The organism is Hoylesella loescheii DSM 19665 = JCM 12249 = ATCC 15930 (assembly GCF_000378085.1).
GTDB classification, from domain to species: domain Bacteria; phylum Bacteroidota; class Bacteroidia; order Bacteroidales; family Bacteroidaceae; genus Prevotella; species Prevotella loescheii.
Map to the genome: position 1 here is coordinate 153,840 of NZ_KB899210.1, position 17,429 is coordinate 171,268.

The 17,429-nt window shown below is 45.7% G+C and carries 13 protein-coding genes and 1 pseudogene; 6 read left to right on the forward strand and 8 right to left on the reverse strand.

What is annotated here, in order from left to right:
- Positions 1 to 192: 192 nt before the first annotated feature.
- Positions 193 to 1,242 (reverse strand): endolytic transglycosylase MltG, encoded by a 1,050-nt coding sequence (mltG, locus tag F453_RS0100595; protein ID WP_018966255.1) that lies wholly within the window; start codon positions 1,240 to 1,242, stop codon positions 193 to 195.
- 189 nt (positions 1,243 to 1,431) lie between these two features.
- On the opposite strand from mltG, the gene F453_RS0100600 reads away from it, so the two are divergent.
- Positions 1,432 to 2,076 carry an HAD family hydrolase gene (locus F453_RS0100600; protein WP_018966256.1) on the forward strand — a complete coding sequence of 215 codons (645 nt, stop codon included), beginning with the start codon at positions 1,432 to 1,434 and terminating at the stop codon, positions 2,074 to 2,076.
- A 365-nt stretch (positions 2,077 to 2,441) separates the two neighbouring features.
- Here the strand turns inward: F453_RS0100600 and F453_RS0100605 are convergent, their stop codons facing one another.
- From F453_RS0100605 to rfbA, 3 genes are all read right to left on the reverse strand, one after another.
- Positions 2,442 to 2,873: a BT0820 family HAD-type phosphatase gene (locus tag F453_RS0100605; RefSeq protein ID WP_018966257.1), complete on the reverse strand. Its 432-nt coding sequence runs from the start codon at positions 2,871 to 2,873 to the stop codon at positions 2,442 to 2,444.
- A gap of 63 nt (positions 2,874 to 2,936) precedes the next feature.
- Entirely contained in the window at positions 2,937 to 5,441 is a 2,505-nt protein-coding gene (locus tag F453_RS0100610; RefSeq protein ID WP_018966258.1) for a GumC family protein, read from the reverse strand.
- A 75-nt stretch (positions 5,442 to 5,516) separates the two neighbouring features.
- The gene (gene rfbA / locus F453_RS0100615; RefSeq protein ID WP_009235302.1) at positions 5,517 to 6,395 is read right to left on the reverse strand and encodes a glucose-1-phosphate thymidylyltransferase RfbA; all 879 of its coding nucleotides are present in this window, start codon (positions 6,393 to 6,395) and stop codon (positions 5,517 to 5,519) included.
- A gap of 439 nt (positions 6,396 to 6,834) precedes the next feature.
- On the opposite strand from rfbA, the gene F453_RS0100620 reads away from it, so the two are divergent.
- The 5 genes and pseudogenes from F453_RS0100620 (at position 6,835) to F453_RS15950 (ending at position 12,509) form a co-directional block, all read left to right on the forward strand.
- A complete protein-coding gene (locus tag F453_RS0100620) occupies positions 6,835 to 7,956 on the forward strand; it encodes an MORN repeat-containing protein (RefSeq protein ID WP_009235303.1) in 1,122 nt (373 codons plus the stop codon).
- A 69-nt stretch (positions 7,957 to 8,025) separates the two neighbouring features.
- Positions 8,026 to 8,463 carry a NanQ anomerase/TabA/YiaL family protein gene (locus tag F453_RS0100625; protein ID WP_234398246.1) on the forward strand — a complete coding sequence of 146 codons (438 nt, stop codon included), beginning with the start codon at positions 8,026 to 8,028 and terminating at the stop codon, positions 8,461 to 8,463.
- Between the two features lie 249 nt (positions 8,464 to 8,712).
- Positions 8,713 to 10,800 (forward strand): alpha amylase C-terminal domain-containing protein, encoded by a 2,088-nt coding sequence (locus F453_RS0100630; RefSeq protein ID WP_018966260.1) that lies wholly within the window; start codon positions 8,713 to 8,715, stop codon positions 10,798 to 10,800.
- A complete protein-coding gene (locus F453_RS0100635) occupies positions 10,801 to 11,943 on the forward strand; it encodes a DUF6057 family protein (RefSeq protein ID WP_025789838.1) in 1,143 nt (380 codons plus the stop codon). It begins immediately after the preceding gene.
- Positions 11,944 to 12,281: 338 nt separating this feature from the next.
- Positions 12,282 to 12,509 (forward strand): annotated as a pseudogene (locus F453_RS15950) (hypothetical protein).
- 227 nt (positions 12,510 to 12,736) lie between these two features.
- On the opposite strand, the gene F453_RS0100645 reads toward F453_RS15950, so the two are convergent.
- The 4 genes from F453_RS0100645 to F453_RS0100660 form a co-directional block, all read right to left on the reverse strand.
- A complete protein-coding gene (locus F453_RS0100645; RefSeq protein ID WP_026292398.1) occupies positions 12,737 to 13,429 on the reverse strand; it encodes an ankyrin repeat domain-containing protein in 693 nt (230 codons plus the stop codon).
- Positions 13,430 to 13,468: 39 nt separating this feature from the next.
- Positions 13,469 to 16,234 (reverse strand): methionine synthase, encoded by a 2,766-nt coding sequence (gene metH, locus F453_RS13975; RefSeq protein WP_052328490.1) that lies wholly within the window; start codon positions 16,232 to 16,234, stop codon positions 13,469 to 13,471.
- A 105-nt stretch (positions 16,235 to 16,339) separates the two neighbouring features.
- Positions 16,340 to 16,819 carry an SsrA-binding protein SmpB gene (gene smpB / locus F453_RS0100655; protein WP_009235309.1) on the reverse strand — a complete coding sequence of 160 codons (480 nt, stop codon included), beginning with the start codon at positions 16,817 to 16,819 and terminating at the stop codon, positions 16,340 to 16,342.
- A gap of 60 nt (positions 16,820 to 16,879) precedes the next feature.
- Complete coding sequence (locus F453_RS0100660; RefSeq protein WP_009235310.1) at positions 16,880 to 17,389, reverse strand: DMP19 family protein; 510 nt, start codon at positions 17,387 to 17,389, stop codon at positions 16,880 to 16,882.
- Between the last annotated feature and the right edge of the window lie 40 nt (positions 17,390 to 17,429).

Below are 17,429 nucleotides of genomic sequence, written 5' to 3' on the forward strand. Positions count from 1 at the left end.
AGTCGTGCTTGAACGCTTGTTAATCAATTTTCAAAGGCTATTTCCCAAGAGTTTCATTCGCAATAAAATTCCATAGCAAAACTGTGTAGTCTTTGTTGTAGAAGAGCCTATGTTCGAAACATTTAGCTTGATACCGAACAGCGCTTTGCGATTTGTGGCATTCAAGACACGCCACAATCGCCTACACGCACGTTACTTTATACCCCTTTGGTTGAGGGCTTTGGTATATTTTGCGGCATTAGCCATGTGTTCGGAGTATGTCCTAGCGAAGTTGTGTGTACCGCTAAAATCTTCTTTGGCACACATGTATAGGTAGTCGTGCTTTTTAAGGTTGAGCACGGCTTCAATGCCTTCTACACTTGGAATGCGTATCGGACCGGGAGGCAGACCCGTATTGCGATAGGTGTTATAAGGACTATCGATGTAGAGCAGCTTATTGTAGATGCGTTTAAGTCCAAATTGTTGCCACGCATATTTAATGGTGGGGTCGGCTTGTAGCGGCATACCATTGGGGTATTCTGCGTTTCTCAACATCAGTCGGTTATAATACATGCCTGCCACCATTGGCTTTTCGGCGTTGTTGGCCGTTTCTTCGTCTACGATGCTAGCTAATGTTATAACCTGCACTGGCGAGAGTTTTAGTTCCTTAGCCTTTACGGTTCGGTCTACATCCCAGAAGTTTTTGCTCTCTTTTTGCATGCGGTCGAGTAGCTTTTCGGTAGAGACGTTCCAATAAATGTCGTAAGTGTTGGGGATGAACATGCACTGTATCGTTGCCGTGTCATAGCCATAGTGGGCGCATATTTTAGGGTCGCGCAAGGCTTGCAGCAGTTGTGTGCTGTCCATCATCAGGCGTTTGCAAACCTCGGCAGACAGTCTTTCGAGCGTTCTTACGCTAGGAATGGTGAGGTTTACAGGCTCTTGCATGCCGTTTTTTAGATGTCTGAACACCACAAACGCTCCTTGGCCTGGCTTGATGGCATAGCGTCCCGACTTCACATGCTCGTCGTACGAGCTGTGGCGGGTAAGCGTGCGAAATCCGTTTAGGGCTTGAGGCGCGCAAATAGGTTCGAGTTTAGCGTACACCGAGTCGATATTATCATCGTTATCGATGTATACGTATTGCGTGGCACTGCCTGAATGGAGCATAGCCGAGAAAAAATAATAATACAATATGCCCAAGATTACGAGCACGCAAATGCCCGCGGGGATGAGATATCTCTTTACACAGTTGTGTTTCATTGTCGTTCGTACTTTTTTTCACTGCAAAGTTAGTAATTTAAAACAACATCTGTGGCGAGGTGAGCATATTTTTATAACTTTGCACTGCCTGTTATTGGTCGCAGGTTAGGTGCTCATGGCAGTACAGCCTATGTGTTTGCGACTTTTGCGGCAATAAGTTTTTAGAATAATATGGATAGTGTAAAAAGGATGATAAGAGAATACGACACCTATATATTTGATTTAGACGGCACGCTGCTTGACACATTAACGGATTTGGCAGCTAGCTGCAACTACGCCTTGCAGCAACATGGCATGGCTCAACGCACTATTGACGAAGTGCGTATGTTTGTTGGCAATGGCGTAAAAAAACTGATGGAGCGTGCCATTCCCGATGGTTTGGCTAATCCACAGTTCGATGAGGTGTACCAATGTTTTCGTCAGCATTACCTTAAACATGGACTAGACCACACGGCACCTTACCCTGGTGTGTTGCCGATGTTGGCCGAATTGAAGCGGCGCAACAAAAAGATTGCCGTGGTGAGTAATAAGTTTTATATGGCCACGGAAGAACTGTGCAAGCACTTTTTCGACCAGTATGTGGAGGTTGCTATTGGCGAACGTGAGGGCATAAAGAAAAAACCAGCGCCTGACACCGTGCTGGAGGCACTTGCGCAATTGGGCGTAACGGGCGATAATGCTGTGTACATTGGCGACAGCGACGTGGACATTGCGACAGCCAACAATTGCCAATTGCCGTGCATCAGCGTGCTTTGGGGATTTCGCGACAAGGATTTCCTACTCCGTTCGGGTGCAACCACGCTTATCAGTGCACCCGAAGAGTTGTTGGTGTAGTGGCGTATCGGTTTTTGGGGGAATGTTGATTTGTTGGCATTCTTCTGTTTAAAGTCTGCTCCATAAAAAGCTATGCTTGGGTACAAGTTTTCTTTCCTGTATCGTTCTTTGGTGTTTTTTGTCTTTATCTGATGTCTTTATCTTATTCTTTTAGTTGCATTGTTCACCATGCTCCTTTAAGTAATAGGCGAAATCTTCTAAGATAACATCTAAGAATTCATTATATGTTGCTGACAAGCAGCTTCAAACAACAAAGCCATGTCTTCATCCATCAATGGGGAAGACATGGTTTTGCAGTATTTGTATGTTGACAATGTGGTGACAGGTGGTGAAGTGGAGTGGGGCGGAGTGCCGTTTTTGTCCAATCAGAACTGCCACCAATGTTTTTTCTTTTTATAACTTTCGGGATTGTTTTGTGCCTTGAGTGCGTTCCTAACGATTTGCTTATAGGTTACGTTTTCTGTCACCATGCGATAGATTTCACCCCAATCGGGCAGTCCGCCAACATTTCTGTCGTCGATAAAAAGGTCGGCTTTGAGCTTTCGGGAGAAGTGATTGTTCTTTTCCTTTTCCTCTTCGGGGTAGTCGCGGTTCACTGCATAGAACTCCACACCTCGTTGTCTGCACCATTCTACAGCTTCGTCTAGCAATTCACCTTCCCTTACGCTCCATAAGATAAGTCTGTGCCTATCCTTGATAAGCATCTTCAAGGTTTCGATAGCAAAGGGAATTTCCTCGCCGATTTGTGGATAATGGTGTTCTACAATGGTACCGTCGAAATCTACTGCTATTGTCATGTTTATTCTTTTTAGCGGGTTCCATCGGCCTAATTACCGATGAAACCCGCGTTATTTGTGCATTTAATGTTTCACTGATGTGTCGTTCTCGTTGCTGTAATGGCTGTTGCTGTAATTGCCATAGTTGCCATAATTGTTGTAACGACCATATTTTCCGTATCTGCCATAATAGCCATACTTGGCGTATCTGCCGTATTTGCCATAGCCATAGTAATATCCATACTTCTTCTTCGACAAGTCGATGCCGTTTACCACTACGCAGATGTTGGGCAATTTGTTCTCAGCATGCAATGTGTTGATGAGTTCGAAATTCTCTTTCGGCGTGTAATCGGCACGACAAACGTATATCGTAAGGTTCGAAACTCTACCCACTTGCAATGTGTCGGTAACCAATCCCACGGGCGCGGTGTCGATAATCACATAGTCGTAAGTATGTTTGAGCTGGCCAATGATGTCGTCTAGCGAGGTTCTTGTCAGCAATTCGGCGGGGTTTGGTGGTATCGGGCCGGCCATAAGCAGTTCCAGATTGTTGTTAACACCCGATGGTAGCGTCTGTGCTTGTATGTCTGCGGCTGTTATTGTTGACTTAACGAGCAGGTTGGTGATACCATGTCGATGGTCGTCGATCTCGAAAAGTTCGGCCAATCGTGGCTTACGGATGTCCAAACCAACTAAGATGACCTTCTTGCCAAGCAGTGCAAACGATACGGCCAAGTTGGCTGCGGTAAATGTTTTACCTTCGCCCGAAATGCTCGAAGTGAACGAAATAACCTTCTCTCCTTCTTTAAGCATGAACTGTACGTTGGTACGCATCGAGCGGAAGATTTCTTCCATCTGGTTATTCTTGTTCTCGTGAACAACAATATCGGCCTTTGTTTTTGCCGTATCGCTTGCGATGGCCACGTCGGCGATGATTGGCAGGCGGGTGAGGCGTGCCACATCGTCGTGTCCTTCAATCTTATATCTGAAGAAGCCAACGAGGAAGAACACAATGCTTGGTATGGCTAAGGCTGCTGCCATGGCACCCATGTAGATGGTAGTAGACTGTGGAGCTACCTTACCAACTAATGCAGGGTCGTCGATGAGCTTACCCTTGTCGGCCGTTGCAGCCAAAGAAATAGAGTTCTCTTCACGCTTTTGCAACAACATCAGATACAAGCCTGCCTTCACTTCAAGCTGTCGTCCGATCTGTTTCATCGTCTTCTCCTGTTCTGGCGTTTGCTGTATCATGCTATTATACTTGCCATACTGCGAAGCCACAGCATTTCTTTGGATGTCCATGCTACGCTTGGCTTGTGCCATTGCTCGGCGGATACTGCTCGAAAGATCGTCAAGTTGCGACGTAAGGGGCGTTACCGTGGGGCTGTTTTCAGATGCACTTCTAAGCAAACGGTTGCGTTCGAGCACAATCTCGTTGTATTTATTAATCAACGATACGGCCGATTGGTCACTGATACCAATGTTAGCGGGCAACGTTTCATATTTATGAGAAGGCTCATTCATGTAGTCGGTGATGCTGTTAAGCAACGCTATCTGAGTGTTAGCCTCTGCAAGCTTCTGATCATATTGGTCACTATTGGATATGGCTTGGTTGGCGCTCATCTGCAATTCCACCATCTTGTTTGCCTTTTTATAGCTTTCAAGTTGGCTTTCGGTGCTGCCCAACTCCGTATTAATCTTTTCTAGCCTTCCGTTGATAAACTCTTCTGTCCTTACGGCTACCTCGTTCTTGTCTTCGTTGGCTTGTCTGTTGTAGCAAATGGCCAGTTGTCTGAGATAATCTTTTGCGCGTTCAGGGCTTTGGTCGTTGATGGTAAGAACGGCGATAGAGGTACTTTTCGACGACTGGGCAATGCTTAGGCCAGCCGCATAGCGAACGGCCACAGTCTTGGGAGGGCTTATACGCACCAACATCTTTTCCCCTTCCTGCATAGGAGTTGTTGAATTGGGTATGAAAGTGAGAATACCCGTTTGTGTGCCAATGGCTGCGGGTAAGGCCGTAAAGCTCTTGTCAATGGCGTAGGACTTACCAGGTGCTTCCGAATTGGTGGAATAATAAGTACCCTCTACATGGTATTTCTTTCCCTCTCGTGTTATCGTGAGTGTAATGGGATAGTTTAACATGTCGAGGTGCATGGGGTCTATATCCACCGTTATTGGTTGATTCTTGTATATCAGCCTATTGGTTACTTTACCCGAACTCATATAAGTGGTGTACAGCTTTAAGTCTTTCACCGCTTGGATGGCAATGGAGCTCGACTTTAAAATCTCCATTTCGTTGTCAATACCTGTTGAGTTGGTTACCATACCCAGGTTTGTGGCGTATTGCAAGCTGTTTCTTCCCCTGGTGTTGTTCTCTTCTTTAATAAGCAGTTTTGCGTATGCCTGATATATTGGGGTGGTGTAGCGCAAATAAATGCTAGCCAACCCAAGGCAAATAATTAATGATAAAGCAAACCATTTCCAATTTAGGATCAGGGTCATGTAAATGGTTTGGAAATTGAATAGCGACTTACCCGCAGGCTCTTGCTCGCTTTCCAATGTGTTCTTTTTAATGTTCTCTTCCATACAATCTGTTGTTTCTTATACCTATCTCTCTATATACTTATTAAATTTTACTGTCGTTTTGATATGCCGCGACTTTTATTTCGCACCCTCGGCAATTCTCATGAGATATTGTCCATACTGGTTTTTAATCATGGGTTGTGCCAAGGCCTTCACTTGTTCCTTGTCAATCCATTTGTTATCCATTGCTATTTCTTCCAAACAAGCCACCTTTTGGCCTTGCCTCTTCTCAATCACCTCGATGAAAGTACTTGCTTCGCTAAGACTGTCGTGTGTACCTGTATCGAGCCAAGCAAAGCCCCTTTGTAGCGTTTGCACTTTAAGCGACTGCCTTGCAAGGAACTCTTGGTTCACGGTTGTTATTTCCAATTCGCCTCTTGCACTGGGTTTGATGTTCTTGGCAACCTCAACTACCGCGTTAGGGTAGAAATATAGTCCCACAACGGCATAGTTACTCTTGGGCTTTTGTGGCTTTTCCTCGATGCTAAGGCAATTGCCTTTATCGTCAAATTCAGCCACCCCATAACGTTCGGGGTCGTTAACGTAATATCCAAAAACTGTTGCCTTGCCATTGTTAGCAGCCTCGACGCTCTGCCTAAGCATACCAGTGAAGCCTGCACCGTAGAAGATATTGTCGCCAAGAACAAGGCAAACGGTATCATTCCCGATAAATTTCTCACCAATGATAAATGCCTGCGCCAATCCGTCGGGGCTAGGTTGCTCCGCATATTCAAACTTTACACCCAAGTCTTTGCCGTCGCCCAGCAGGCGTTCAAAGCCCGGGAGGTCGTGGGGAGTGGATATTATCAATATCTCTCTGATGCCTGCAAGCATCAAAACAGATATTGGATAGTAAATCATGGGCTTGTCGAATATGGGTATCAATTGTTTGCTCACCCCCTTAGTGATGGGGTAAAGCCTTGTACCTGAACCTCCTGCAAGTACGATTCCTTTCATACGCTTAACTTGTTTAACGAATTATTGGACGATAATGATGTTATATACCGCGTTGAGGTGTTTAGTGCATGTCTTTACGTAAATGGCAATTTATCAGTTTGTTGTTATGGGGCGAGATGGTGAAAATAGGGAGGAAATATTTCCAAAACCATTTCTTTTCTACCATTCTCACCATATAGCGCAATTCTATACTACACTCCACACCTATTAATATATGTTGCAAAGATAATAATAAAAAATGAAAGTTATCTTTTTAATAACATTTTTGTTGGTATTATTGTGTCTTCAAATGCCATTTATGCTTTTAACGACCATATCTTTTTCTTATTTCTTTATGCAATTTATTCTTTGTCTTGTGCATTTTTACTCTTAATTTTTGCTAAACCGTTTTGTCGTTCGAATTAAAATACCTAATTTTGAAATCCGAACAATCAATAAGATGAGAACAGTGAAAAATAACATACTAACTCTGCTAATATTTTTCTTACCGTTGGGCGTTTCAGCACAGAAGATAACCGTAGGTTCGTGCAATACGATGGACGGAGGCCTTTATAAGGGTGAGATGGCAGGAGGAAAACCACATGGCAAAGGCAATACGTTGTATAGTAACGGTGAAACATACGAAGGCGAATACGTAAAAGGTAGACGTCAAGGGTATGGTGTTCGCACCTTTTCGGATGGTAAACGCTACGAAGGACAATGGTTTCAAGACCAGCAACATGGCAACGGTACTTGCTACTTTGCAAACAACAATAAATACGTAGGTTTATGGTTCCGTGGTCATCAGCATGGACATGGCATTATGTATTATTATAATGGTGACAAGTATGAGGGTAACTGGTCTTACGACAAGCGTCGAGGCAAGGGCCGATATACATTCTCTACGGGTGCCTATTATGATGGAAATTGGATCGACGACAAAAAGTCAGGACAGGGTTTCTTCGATTGGGGCGATGGCTCTAACTACAACGGAATGTGGGTAGACAACCAACGCTCGGGTAAAGGAACCAACCGCTATGCTGACGGAGACGTGTATGTGGGTAACTGGACCGACGACATACAAAACGGAAAGGGCATATATAAGTTCCAGAATGGCGACGTTTACGAGGGCGATTATGTGCAAGGCGACCGCACAGGACAAGGTATATTCAAGTATGCCAATGGTGATCGCTATACAGGACGCTTTCTCGAAGGCGACAAAGATGGAAAGGGTACTTTCGTTTGGGCCAATGGCGACACCTATGTAGGCGACTGGAAGAAAGACCGACAGAATGGACACGGCAAGCTTACAAAGAAAAGTGGAGACGTGTTTGAAGGTAACTTCGTTAACGGAAGGGTAGAAGGCGAGGTGATTATACACTACGCCGACGGATCGCGGTTTAAGGGAACGTACAAAGGTGGCAAACGAAACGGAAAGGCGATAGAAGAAGACAAGGCAGGAAACAGGTTCGAAGGAACTTACGTTAATGGCGTTCGCGACGGCCGTTTTGTAGAAAAAGATAGAAATGGACAGGTGAAAGCCAAGGGCCATTACGAAAGCGGTAGGCGCTTTAACGACTGATAAACGGGCGAAGACCTGCCGTAATAAGGTGCATACAAAGAATTTAGAGTAGGAGATATGGTGTTAGACATGTTACATAACTTTGGAAAATACGTGGCATTAAACCCGTATTTCCCCTTGGTGGAAGCTTTTATGCGGGAGCATCTGCTTGAAGAACTTGCGCCAGGCACATATAATATAAAAGGTGAAGACGTAGTGTTGAAGGTTGAAATGGCGACAGGGAAAAGCCAAAGCGAAGCCGTTTTGGAGAGCCATCGCCAAATGATCGACATACAAATACCGCTCCAACAGCCAGAAACATTTGGCTTAGCTGCCTTTACATCGCTACCTGATGCACCATATTCTTCTGAAAAAGACATATCATTTTACCCCGAAGCCGCTGCACAAAACTATATCACATGCCCTCTTGGAGCATTTATGATATTCTTTCCTGAAGACGCACACGCCCCTTGTATCGCTCCGAATGCAAGCTTTAAAAAGGCTATATTTAAGGTGCGCAACGTGTAAAGACTGGACAATCACGATATTTTCATTATATTTTTGAACATAAGTTGCACTGGTTTTGCTTACTCCTTGAGATCATTTAATGGGCTAGACAATTTACAGGGAACGGTGAAACCAGGCATTTCAACATAAAAGACATATAGGTTAAACCAACATGATGAGGCCTTGCCGGTAACGGAGTGTTGACGGAAACACCCTCAAACAACCGCCAGTTGCCGTTAAGGTGCTCGTACATAATTAATTGCATTAACTATGTCAACAAAAGACGCTAACCCCACAAAGAAAGTGAAAAAGCCTTCGAAGAAGACCGCAACGTCCCCACAAGCAAGCAATGCGCACATGGGACTGGTAAAAAATGATGCCTATCTCGAACCATACGAAGATGCGATACGAGGCAGACACGACCATTACTTGTGGAAACTGAACCAATTGACAGGTAATGGCCGCAAGTCGCTAACCGACTTTGCCAATGGTCACGAGTATTATGGTCTGCATAAATTGTCGAAAGGCTGGGTGTTCAGAGAATGGGCGCCCAATGCCACCGAGATATATCTTGTGGGCGATTTCAATGGTTGGCAAGAAACTGAACGCTACCGTGCCACGCGCATTGAGGGAACGGGCAACTGGGAATTGCGCCTTTCTGAGAAGGCCATAACTCATGGCGACCTCTATAAAATGCATGTATATTGGAATGGTGGACGTGGAGAACGCATACCCGCATGGGTGCGTCGCGTGGTTCAAGACGAACAAACGGGGATCTTCTCGGCACAGGTGTGGCAGCCAGAACACGCCTACGAGTGGTCGAAAAAGAAGTTTAAGCCCAACACTTCGCCCTTGCTCATCTACGAATGCCATATTGGCATGGGGCAAGATGCCGAAAAGGTGGGTTCGTACACCGAATTTAAAGAACTTGTTTTGCCGCGTATCATCGACGACGGATACAACTGTATACAGATAATGGCCATACAGGAACATCCCTATTATGGAAGTTTCGGCTATCATGTCAGCTCTTTCTTTGCTGCGTCTTCACGTTTCGGTACGCCCGAAGAACTGAAATCGCTTATCGACGAAGCCCATAAGCATGGCGTGGCCGTTATTATGGACATCGTACATTCTCATGCCGTGAAGAACGAAGTGGAAGGTTTAGGCAACCTTGCAGGCGATCCTAACCAGTTCTTTTACCCAGGCGAGCGACGCGAACATCCAGCTTGGGACTCACTATGTTTCGACTATGGCAAAGACGAAGTGATACATTTCCTCCTTTCCAACTGTAAGTATTGGCTCGAAGAGTTCCATTTTGACGGCTTCCGCTTCGATGGTGTCACCTCGATGCTTTACTACAGTCATGGCTTGGGCGAAGCTTTCTGCAACTATGGCGATTACTTTAACGGGCATCAAGACGATAATGCCATCTGCTACCTCACGCTGGCCAACAAGCTAATACACGAGGTTAACCCCAAGGCTATTACTATTGCCGAAGAGGTTAGTGGCATGCCAGGCCTCGCAGCACGCATCGATGATGGCGGATATGGTTTTGATTACCGCATGGCAATGAACATTCCCGACTTCTGGATTAAGACTATCAAGGAATTGTCTGACGAGAATTGGAAGCCTAGTTCCATCTTCTGGGAGGTAAAGAATCGCCGTTCAGACGAGCGAACCATATCGTATTGCGAAAGTCACGACCAAGCTTTGGTGGGCGATAAAACCATTGTGTTCCGCCTTATTGATGCCGATATGTACTGGCATTTCAAGAAAGGGGATGAGAATGGGGTTGCGCATCGTGGCATTGCCTTACATAAGATGATACGACTTGTTACCGCAGCGGCTATCAATGGAGGCTACCTCAATTTCATGGGCAATGAGTTTGGGCATCCCGAGTGGATTGACTTCCCACGCGAAGGCAACGGATGGAGCTATAAATACGCGCGTCGACAATGGAATTTGGTAGATAACAAGGAACTGGATTACCATTATCTGGGCGACTTTGATAAGCAAATGCTTAGGGTTATCAAGAGTGAGAAGGACTTTATCAAAACTCCTGTGCAGGAAATTTGGCACAATGATAGTGATCAGGTTCTCGCTTTTATGCGTGGTGACTTAGTTTTCGTTTTCAATTTTAACCCTACCACTTCGTTCACCGATTATGGTTTCTTGGTTCCGACAGGAGCTTACAATGTGGTATTGAATAGCGATGCCAGCGAGTTTGGCGGTAATAACCTTGCCGACGATAGCGTTACGCACCTCACTAATTACGATCCGCTGTACGTGGCAGAACGTAAAGAGTGGCTAAAGCTATATATACCAGCCCGTTCAGCAGTTGTGTTAAGGAAAAACTAAATGAATATTTCACTTCAAAAGAATGGAGCGATGCTCTCCCAAGTATTGTGCTCCATTCTCTTTTGTCTTTATTGTTTTGCCTACACTTGTTTCTATCAGGCGCAAGAGTTGGCATTGATGGTGCACCGTCTTACGGGCGGTGTGCCGCTCTACCTTAACCGTTGGGTTGTTGGTTTGTTGCTTACCGCTTTCTTGCTGTTGCTACAAATGGGCGTCTTCCGACTTATGAGGAGTGTACTAAGACTGTATATCTTGTCTTTCGTACCCTCGTTCTTGTTGCTGATGTTTCTTTCTGCCTTTACTGGCATAGCACCTTTCTCGGCCTTTTTTCCTAAGTTATGCGTGTCGTTGGTGCTTATTGCGTTGGCAATCTGTTTGTTCCTAATGGGCGTAAGGCAAGTTTCCACGACCCAAGAGGAAGAAAATCCGACTGCCATTCCTTACATGTCCATGTGGTTTATGGCTCTATTAATGTTTGCCACAGCCTACGGAGGGGCAGTGTATGGCAAGCTTCATCAACGCCTTGTTATGGAAACGCTCATTAAAGGCGGACATAGTGAGGAGGCTTTAGAGGTGGGTAAGCGGGATATGGACACCGATTCGTTGCTCACTTCACTGCGCACGCTGGCTTTGGCCAATGAAGGGCTTCTAGGCGAGCATCTTTTTGAGTACCCCTTAATGGGTAAATCGGCTGCGATGATGCCTGATGGAAAGTCGGTGAAATGGCTTACTTTGGATGCCAAAACACTCGACTCGCTGTTCGTTATCATCACTCCCCACGACGAATACATTAACTTGGCCGGACTAGAAAAATGGTCGGAACAACATAAGCTCACCAAACCGGCTTACGATTATATGCTTTGTGGCTATCTTTTAGACCGACGTTTAGATGCCTTTGCAGCAAAAGTGTTCCGCTATTATCCCAACAACAACGAGTTACCCAAGCATTATCGCGAAGCGCTTACTTTGTATATGCACCAGCGCACTAATCCCGTGGTGTATTACATGGATAACTTAATGGAGACCGATTATCAAGATTACCAGGATTTGGAGAGTAAGTATAAGAACCGAACAGAACGCATCAATGCTCTTCGCGGCGTTTATGGCAACACCTATTGGTTTTATTACGCGTACGGCAAATAGGCTTGATAGCTGTACGTAACTAGTGCCTTTAGCTCCTTCTTCTAAATTTAAGGGTTATTTCCTTGTGTATTATATGAGTATGTGCATAAGTGTATAGTAACTTATAAGGCATTGTTCCGTATCGTATTTTCAGGTAATCTATCATCCATGTTAGCGAGAGTTCTAGATAAGAGCAATACGTTATGCCAACTGCTGCGTAGCATTTGTTGTCGAGATAGCCACTTCTTTACCTATCCTGTCTTGTTCTGAAAAGACATGGTATCTTATCCCGAACTCGCCAATTAATCATTCCATCGTTCGCATTTTCATTGTTCAGAAAATGCGCTTTCTAAGCCCCGATTATGTATTATTACATTAACCGCCGTGTTACGTCTGTTTTGGACTGCTGTTCCATGTTATCTGGACTGCTGTTCCAGTTGAATTGGAACACTGTTCCAACTTAGCTGGAACAGGAGTCCAACTTAGCTGTAACAAGGCGAGAGCTGAAAAAGCTCACTACAAGCGCTTGTTGGGTGGGGGATGAAAGATGGCGTTTGATGGTAGGAAGGGTAAGTTGGTGGTGGTGATAGGCTATGGAATGAACCGCCTAGATACTGCCAAACTAGCATCAAACGATACGAGAATTCGGGACAAGATACGATGCTTTTTTGAGCAAGAATAGGTAAAAAACGAATGGTTGTCTCACCAACCACTACACGGTAGTTGGCATAACGAGTATCTCTTATCCCAGACTAGCATAGTGGTTGATGCCCTAATCATCGCACAAAGTAACAAGGCATTTTCATACAAACCCCTAATTACCCCTTGTCTTTTCTAGTATCTTTATTATTTGGCTATGTTTTTGTTGTCTAGCATAATAGAGCGCAGTTCGCCCCTCTTCGTCTTTTATTCCTTTCTTTGCACCATACCTTAGCAGCAATTGCACCATATATTTGTTGCCTTTCATAACGGCTGTAATTAGCGGATTTTCTATATAGTCGCCACCTAGATTGCCAATACCATCCGCCTTGGCACCATGTTTCAGCAAAAGTGAGGCAATGGCGATGTTATTCACATTGCAACTGGCCACCAATGGGCAAAGCCCGTCTTCGTTATAAGGTTTGTTTGGGTCTGCTCCCAGTGTCAAAAGCTGCTTCACCAAAGCATAATCTTCGTTGCTTATAGCCATGTTAAGTGCATCGTATATAAATATTTCGTCAGAATATGCACAGTCTATATTCGCTTTCATGGCTATGAGCTTCTGTATGGCTGGCTTGTTCTTATATAGGCACGCATAGCCCAATAGTGAATACGAGTGGTAAGAATCCAAGGGAATTAGGGAGTCGACGTTGTTGATGTGTTTCATATTAGCCGTCAATTCAGCAAGGTTATTTGTTTTTATAGCCTTTATTGCCGAGCGGTAATAGTCTTTATGCACACCCTTCTTGGCATACCCTAAACTGGCCATGCAAAGAAAAAGGAGAGAAGAGAGAACGAGTCTTTTCATTGGTTATTGTATATATGTTTGATTGTAACACGTCGGCATCTAATCATCGAACAGCCTAAGTCGGTTTTTACGTGCTTCTTCTATGGGTAGCAACTTTTGTTGTTTGTCTTGATAACTTGCCCTTAAACTTTCGTATTTGTCGTTCAGTTCGTTCATGTAGGCAGGCTCTTCGCTCTTGTTCAGTAGTCTGGCGGCAGCCAAAGAGTTTTGGCTGGCATCTTTCATCCAAACCACTGGACCGCCATAAACGGGTGCTATCTTCAAGGCGACATGCAGTTGGCTAGTGGTTGCGCCACCAATCATGATGGGAATATCCAGTCCTGCCTTCTCCATCTCTTGCGCCACGTTAATCATTTCTTCCAGCGAAGGCGTGATAAGTCCACTCAGCCCGATGATGTCTGCCTTTTCTTCAATGGCCTTCTTGATAATCTGTTCGGCAGGAACCATCACACCAAGGTCTATCACTTCGTAGTTGTTGCAGGCCATCACCACGGCCACGATGTTCTTGCCAATGTCGTGCACATCACCTTTCACCGTGGCAAGGATAACCTTACCTGCTTTCGTTGCACCCACTTTCTTCTCTTTCTCGATGTAGGGTTGCAGTATGGCCACGGCCTGTTTCATCGTTCGCGCCGTCTTAACAACCTGCGGAAGAAACATCTTGCCTGCTCCAAAGAGCTCGCCAACCTCGTTCATGCCTGCCATCAGCGGACCTTCAATGATGTCTACGGCATGCGGAAAATGCGCTAATGCCAAGTGCAGGTCTTCGTCTAGATGGTCGCCAATGCCTTTGCGCAAGGCGTATTTCAGTCGTTCGTCCAGCTCCAAACTTCTCCATTCCTCTTCCTCTTGCTTCTGTACGCTACAGTCGCCACTTGCTATACCCGCCTTTCGCCGCTCTTCCTCTTCCTTTTTCTTGTTGGCCAATTCAATCAAGGCCTCGGCTGCATTGGGCTTTCGGTTAAGAATAACATCCTCGATAATCTCCAATTCATCGGTGGGAATGTCGCTGTAAGTTATCTTCGACGATGGATTTACGATGCCAAAGTCCATGCCTTCGTTGATGGCGTGGTACAAAAATACAGCGTGCATGGCTTCGCGAATATAGTTATTGCCCCTAAACGAGAATGAAAGGTTGCTCACGCCACCACTGATATGCGTGCCAGGGAGATTTTTACGTATCCACCCAATCGAGCGTATGAACTCGTGTGCATAGTTGTCGTGTTCTTCGATACCCGTTGCGATAGCCAAAATGTTCGGGTCGAAGATGATGTCTAGTGGGTTCATGCCCACCTCTTGCGTAAGAATGCGGTATGCGCGTTGCGCTATTTCTATTCTCCGTTCAAAGGTAGTGGCCTGTCCTTGCTCGTCGAAACACATCACCACGCATGCTGCGCCAAAGCGTTTCAAGGCTCTAGCATGTTCAATAAACAGCTCCTCGCCCTCTTTTAGCGAGATAGAGTTAACGATACACTTGCCTTGCACACATTTAAGGCCAGCCATGATGACTTCCCATTTAGAAGAATCGATCATGATCGGCACGCGTGCGATGTCGGGTTCGGCAGCAATCATGTTGAGAAACGTGGTCATTTCTTTTTCAGCATCAAGCAGACCGTCGTCCATGTTGATGTCTAGCACCAATGCGCCATCAGTAACTTGTTTGCGCGCAATGCTTATGGCCTCGTCGTATAGCCCTTCCTTGATAAGTCGAAGAAACTTTTTACTACCAGCCACGTTACACCGTTCGCCCACATTAACGAAGTTAACTTCGGGCGTAACGTTGAGCATTTCCAGGCCCGAGAGCCAAAGCGAGGTAGGTTTGCTTACCACGACGTGCGGCGTTTTGCCTTTGGCCAAAGCCGCATAGCTAGCGATAAACTTGTCGTCGGTACCACAACAGCCGCCAATGATGTTCACTAAGCCCTCGTTTATAAATTGGGCAATCTGCGGCGACGTGCTTTCGGCGGTTTCATCGTATTGTCCCATGGTGTTGGGCAGTCCTGCATTGGGGTAAGCCGAGATGTAATAGGGCGCTTTGCTCGCCAATTCTTTGAGGAAAGGTTTCATTTGGTCGGCACCGAAAGAGCAGTTAAGGCCTACCGAGAAGATGGGGTACGAACTGATGCTGGCTAGAAAACCCTCGATGGTTTGTCCGCTAAGGGTTCGTCCGGCTAAGTCGCTCACCGTCATACTGAGCATGATGGGCAGATCAACGCCTTGCGTTTGCATCTCGGTTATGGTGGCGTCGATGGCTGCTTTAGCGTTAAGCGTGTCGAAGATGGTTTCTATCAAGATGGCGTCTACGCCTCCTTCAATCAGAGCGCTCACTTGTTCGCGATAGGCGTCAAATAGTTGGTCGTAGGTGATGTCGCGTGCTGCGGCATCGCTTACGTCGGGACTCATCGAGCAGGTTTTGTTCGTTGGACCAACCGAACCACACACAAAGCGTGGCCATTGGGGTGTGCTGAACTCGTCGGCGGCCTTTCGTGCCAGCTTCGCACCAGCCAAAGCCATGGAGCGTGATAGGTGTTCGAGTTGGTAATCGGCTTGCGATATGATTTGCGAAGAAAAGGTATTAGTCTCAATGAGGTCGGCACCAGCAGCCAAATATCTGCGGTGAATGTCGAGAATAAGGTCGGGACGAGTAATGTTCAATACGTCGTTGTTGCCTTTTAGTTGACCTTTGTGATGTGCCAAAGCGGCATTTCTGAAGTCTTTTTCCTCCAAGTTGTAGTCTTGAATCATGGTACCCAGCGCGCCGTCGAGTATCATGATGCGCTGTTTTATTATGTCCTGAATTTTCATCTTGTCGACCTTTCCTTTCCCATTTGCGCCTATTGGGCGTGTTTATCAACTCTACAACTTGTTTGAGTATCATTGAAATGCAGCGTGGAATAATTAAAACCTGCCTTAATACCGCTTTATTGCCCTGTCCATTTGTCGGCGATCTTCTTTTTCTTTGAGTGTTTGTCGCTTGTCGTACTCTTTCTTACCGCGCACCAAGGCGATGTCTACCTTTGCCCGTCCGTGGGGATCGATGAACACAAGTGTGGGTACAATGGTGAATCCCACCTGCTTGGTAGCCTCTTGAAGTTTGCGTATTTCGCGCTTGGTGAGCAACAACTTGCGGTCGCGTTTGGCTTCGTGGTTGGCAAACGAACCGTAGAAATAGGGTGAAATATTCATGCCCTTTACCCACAGTTCGCCGTTGTTGATATAGCAAAAACTGTCTACCAGCGAGGCCTTTCCCAAGCGGATAGACTTTATTTCCGTTCCCGTGAGAACGATGCCAGCCATAAATGTTTCAACGAAGAAGTATTCAAATGAAGCCTTCTTGTTTCTTATCTGTACGGCGCTTTTCTTTCTTATCGAATCTGTTTCTTTGCCCATTGTTTGTCCTTTCTTTGTAAATGTGGCGTGCTTGCAGGGGGAGGCCCGTGCAGTAGCCGTTTAGTTCACAATCTCTGCGAACTCTTCTATATGCCCATCTATATATTGTGCGATGGCGGCCGTCCACTCTTCTTCATGTTCAACGAAGGTATCGTCGAAATCATCGAAGACTGGAAAGCGCTCGAAAAGTGACATAAACTCTTCGTCGGTGCAGTCTTTCTCAATCTCTTCACGATACTTTTTGTAGTTGGAATGCACCTTGCTGAGGAGTCGCCCCAATTCGATGATACCCCATTGCTTTACCATCTTGGCAAAGGGATTGAGGAAAATAAATCCGCCATAGCCGTTATGTATCAGTTGGATGAAGCCTCCGTCCATTACTTCGTCGCGCAAAATGCGGTAGGCCAAGAGTGTTATTTGGCTGGCGTTGAGCTGTGCCATGGTGTCAGCGGTTAGCTCTCCGTCCACAGAAGCATTGATGGCATCTACAAAGATGTCTACAAAGGCGTCCATTCCTTCTTCTGCCGCTTGTCTTAAAGCGGCATCGCTAACTGTTACTTTGTTGGGCATAGTTGAATGTTGTATATTATGTTATGGTGTACAAAGTTAC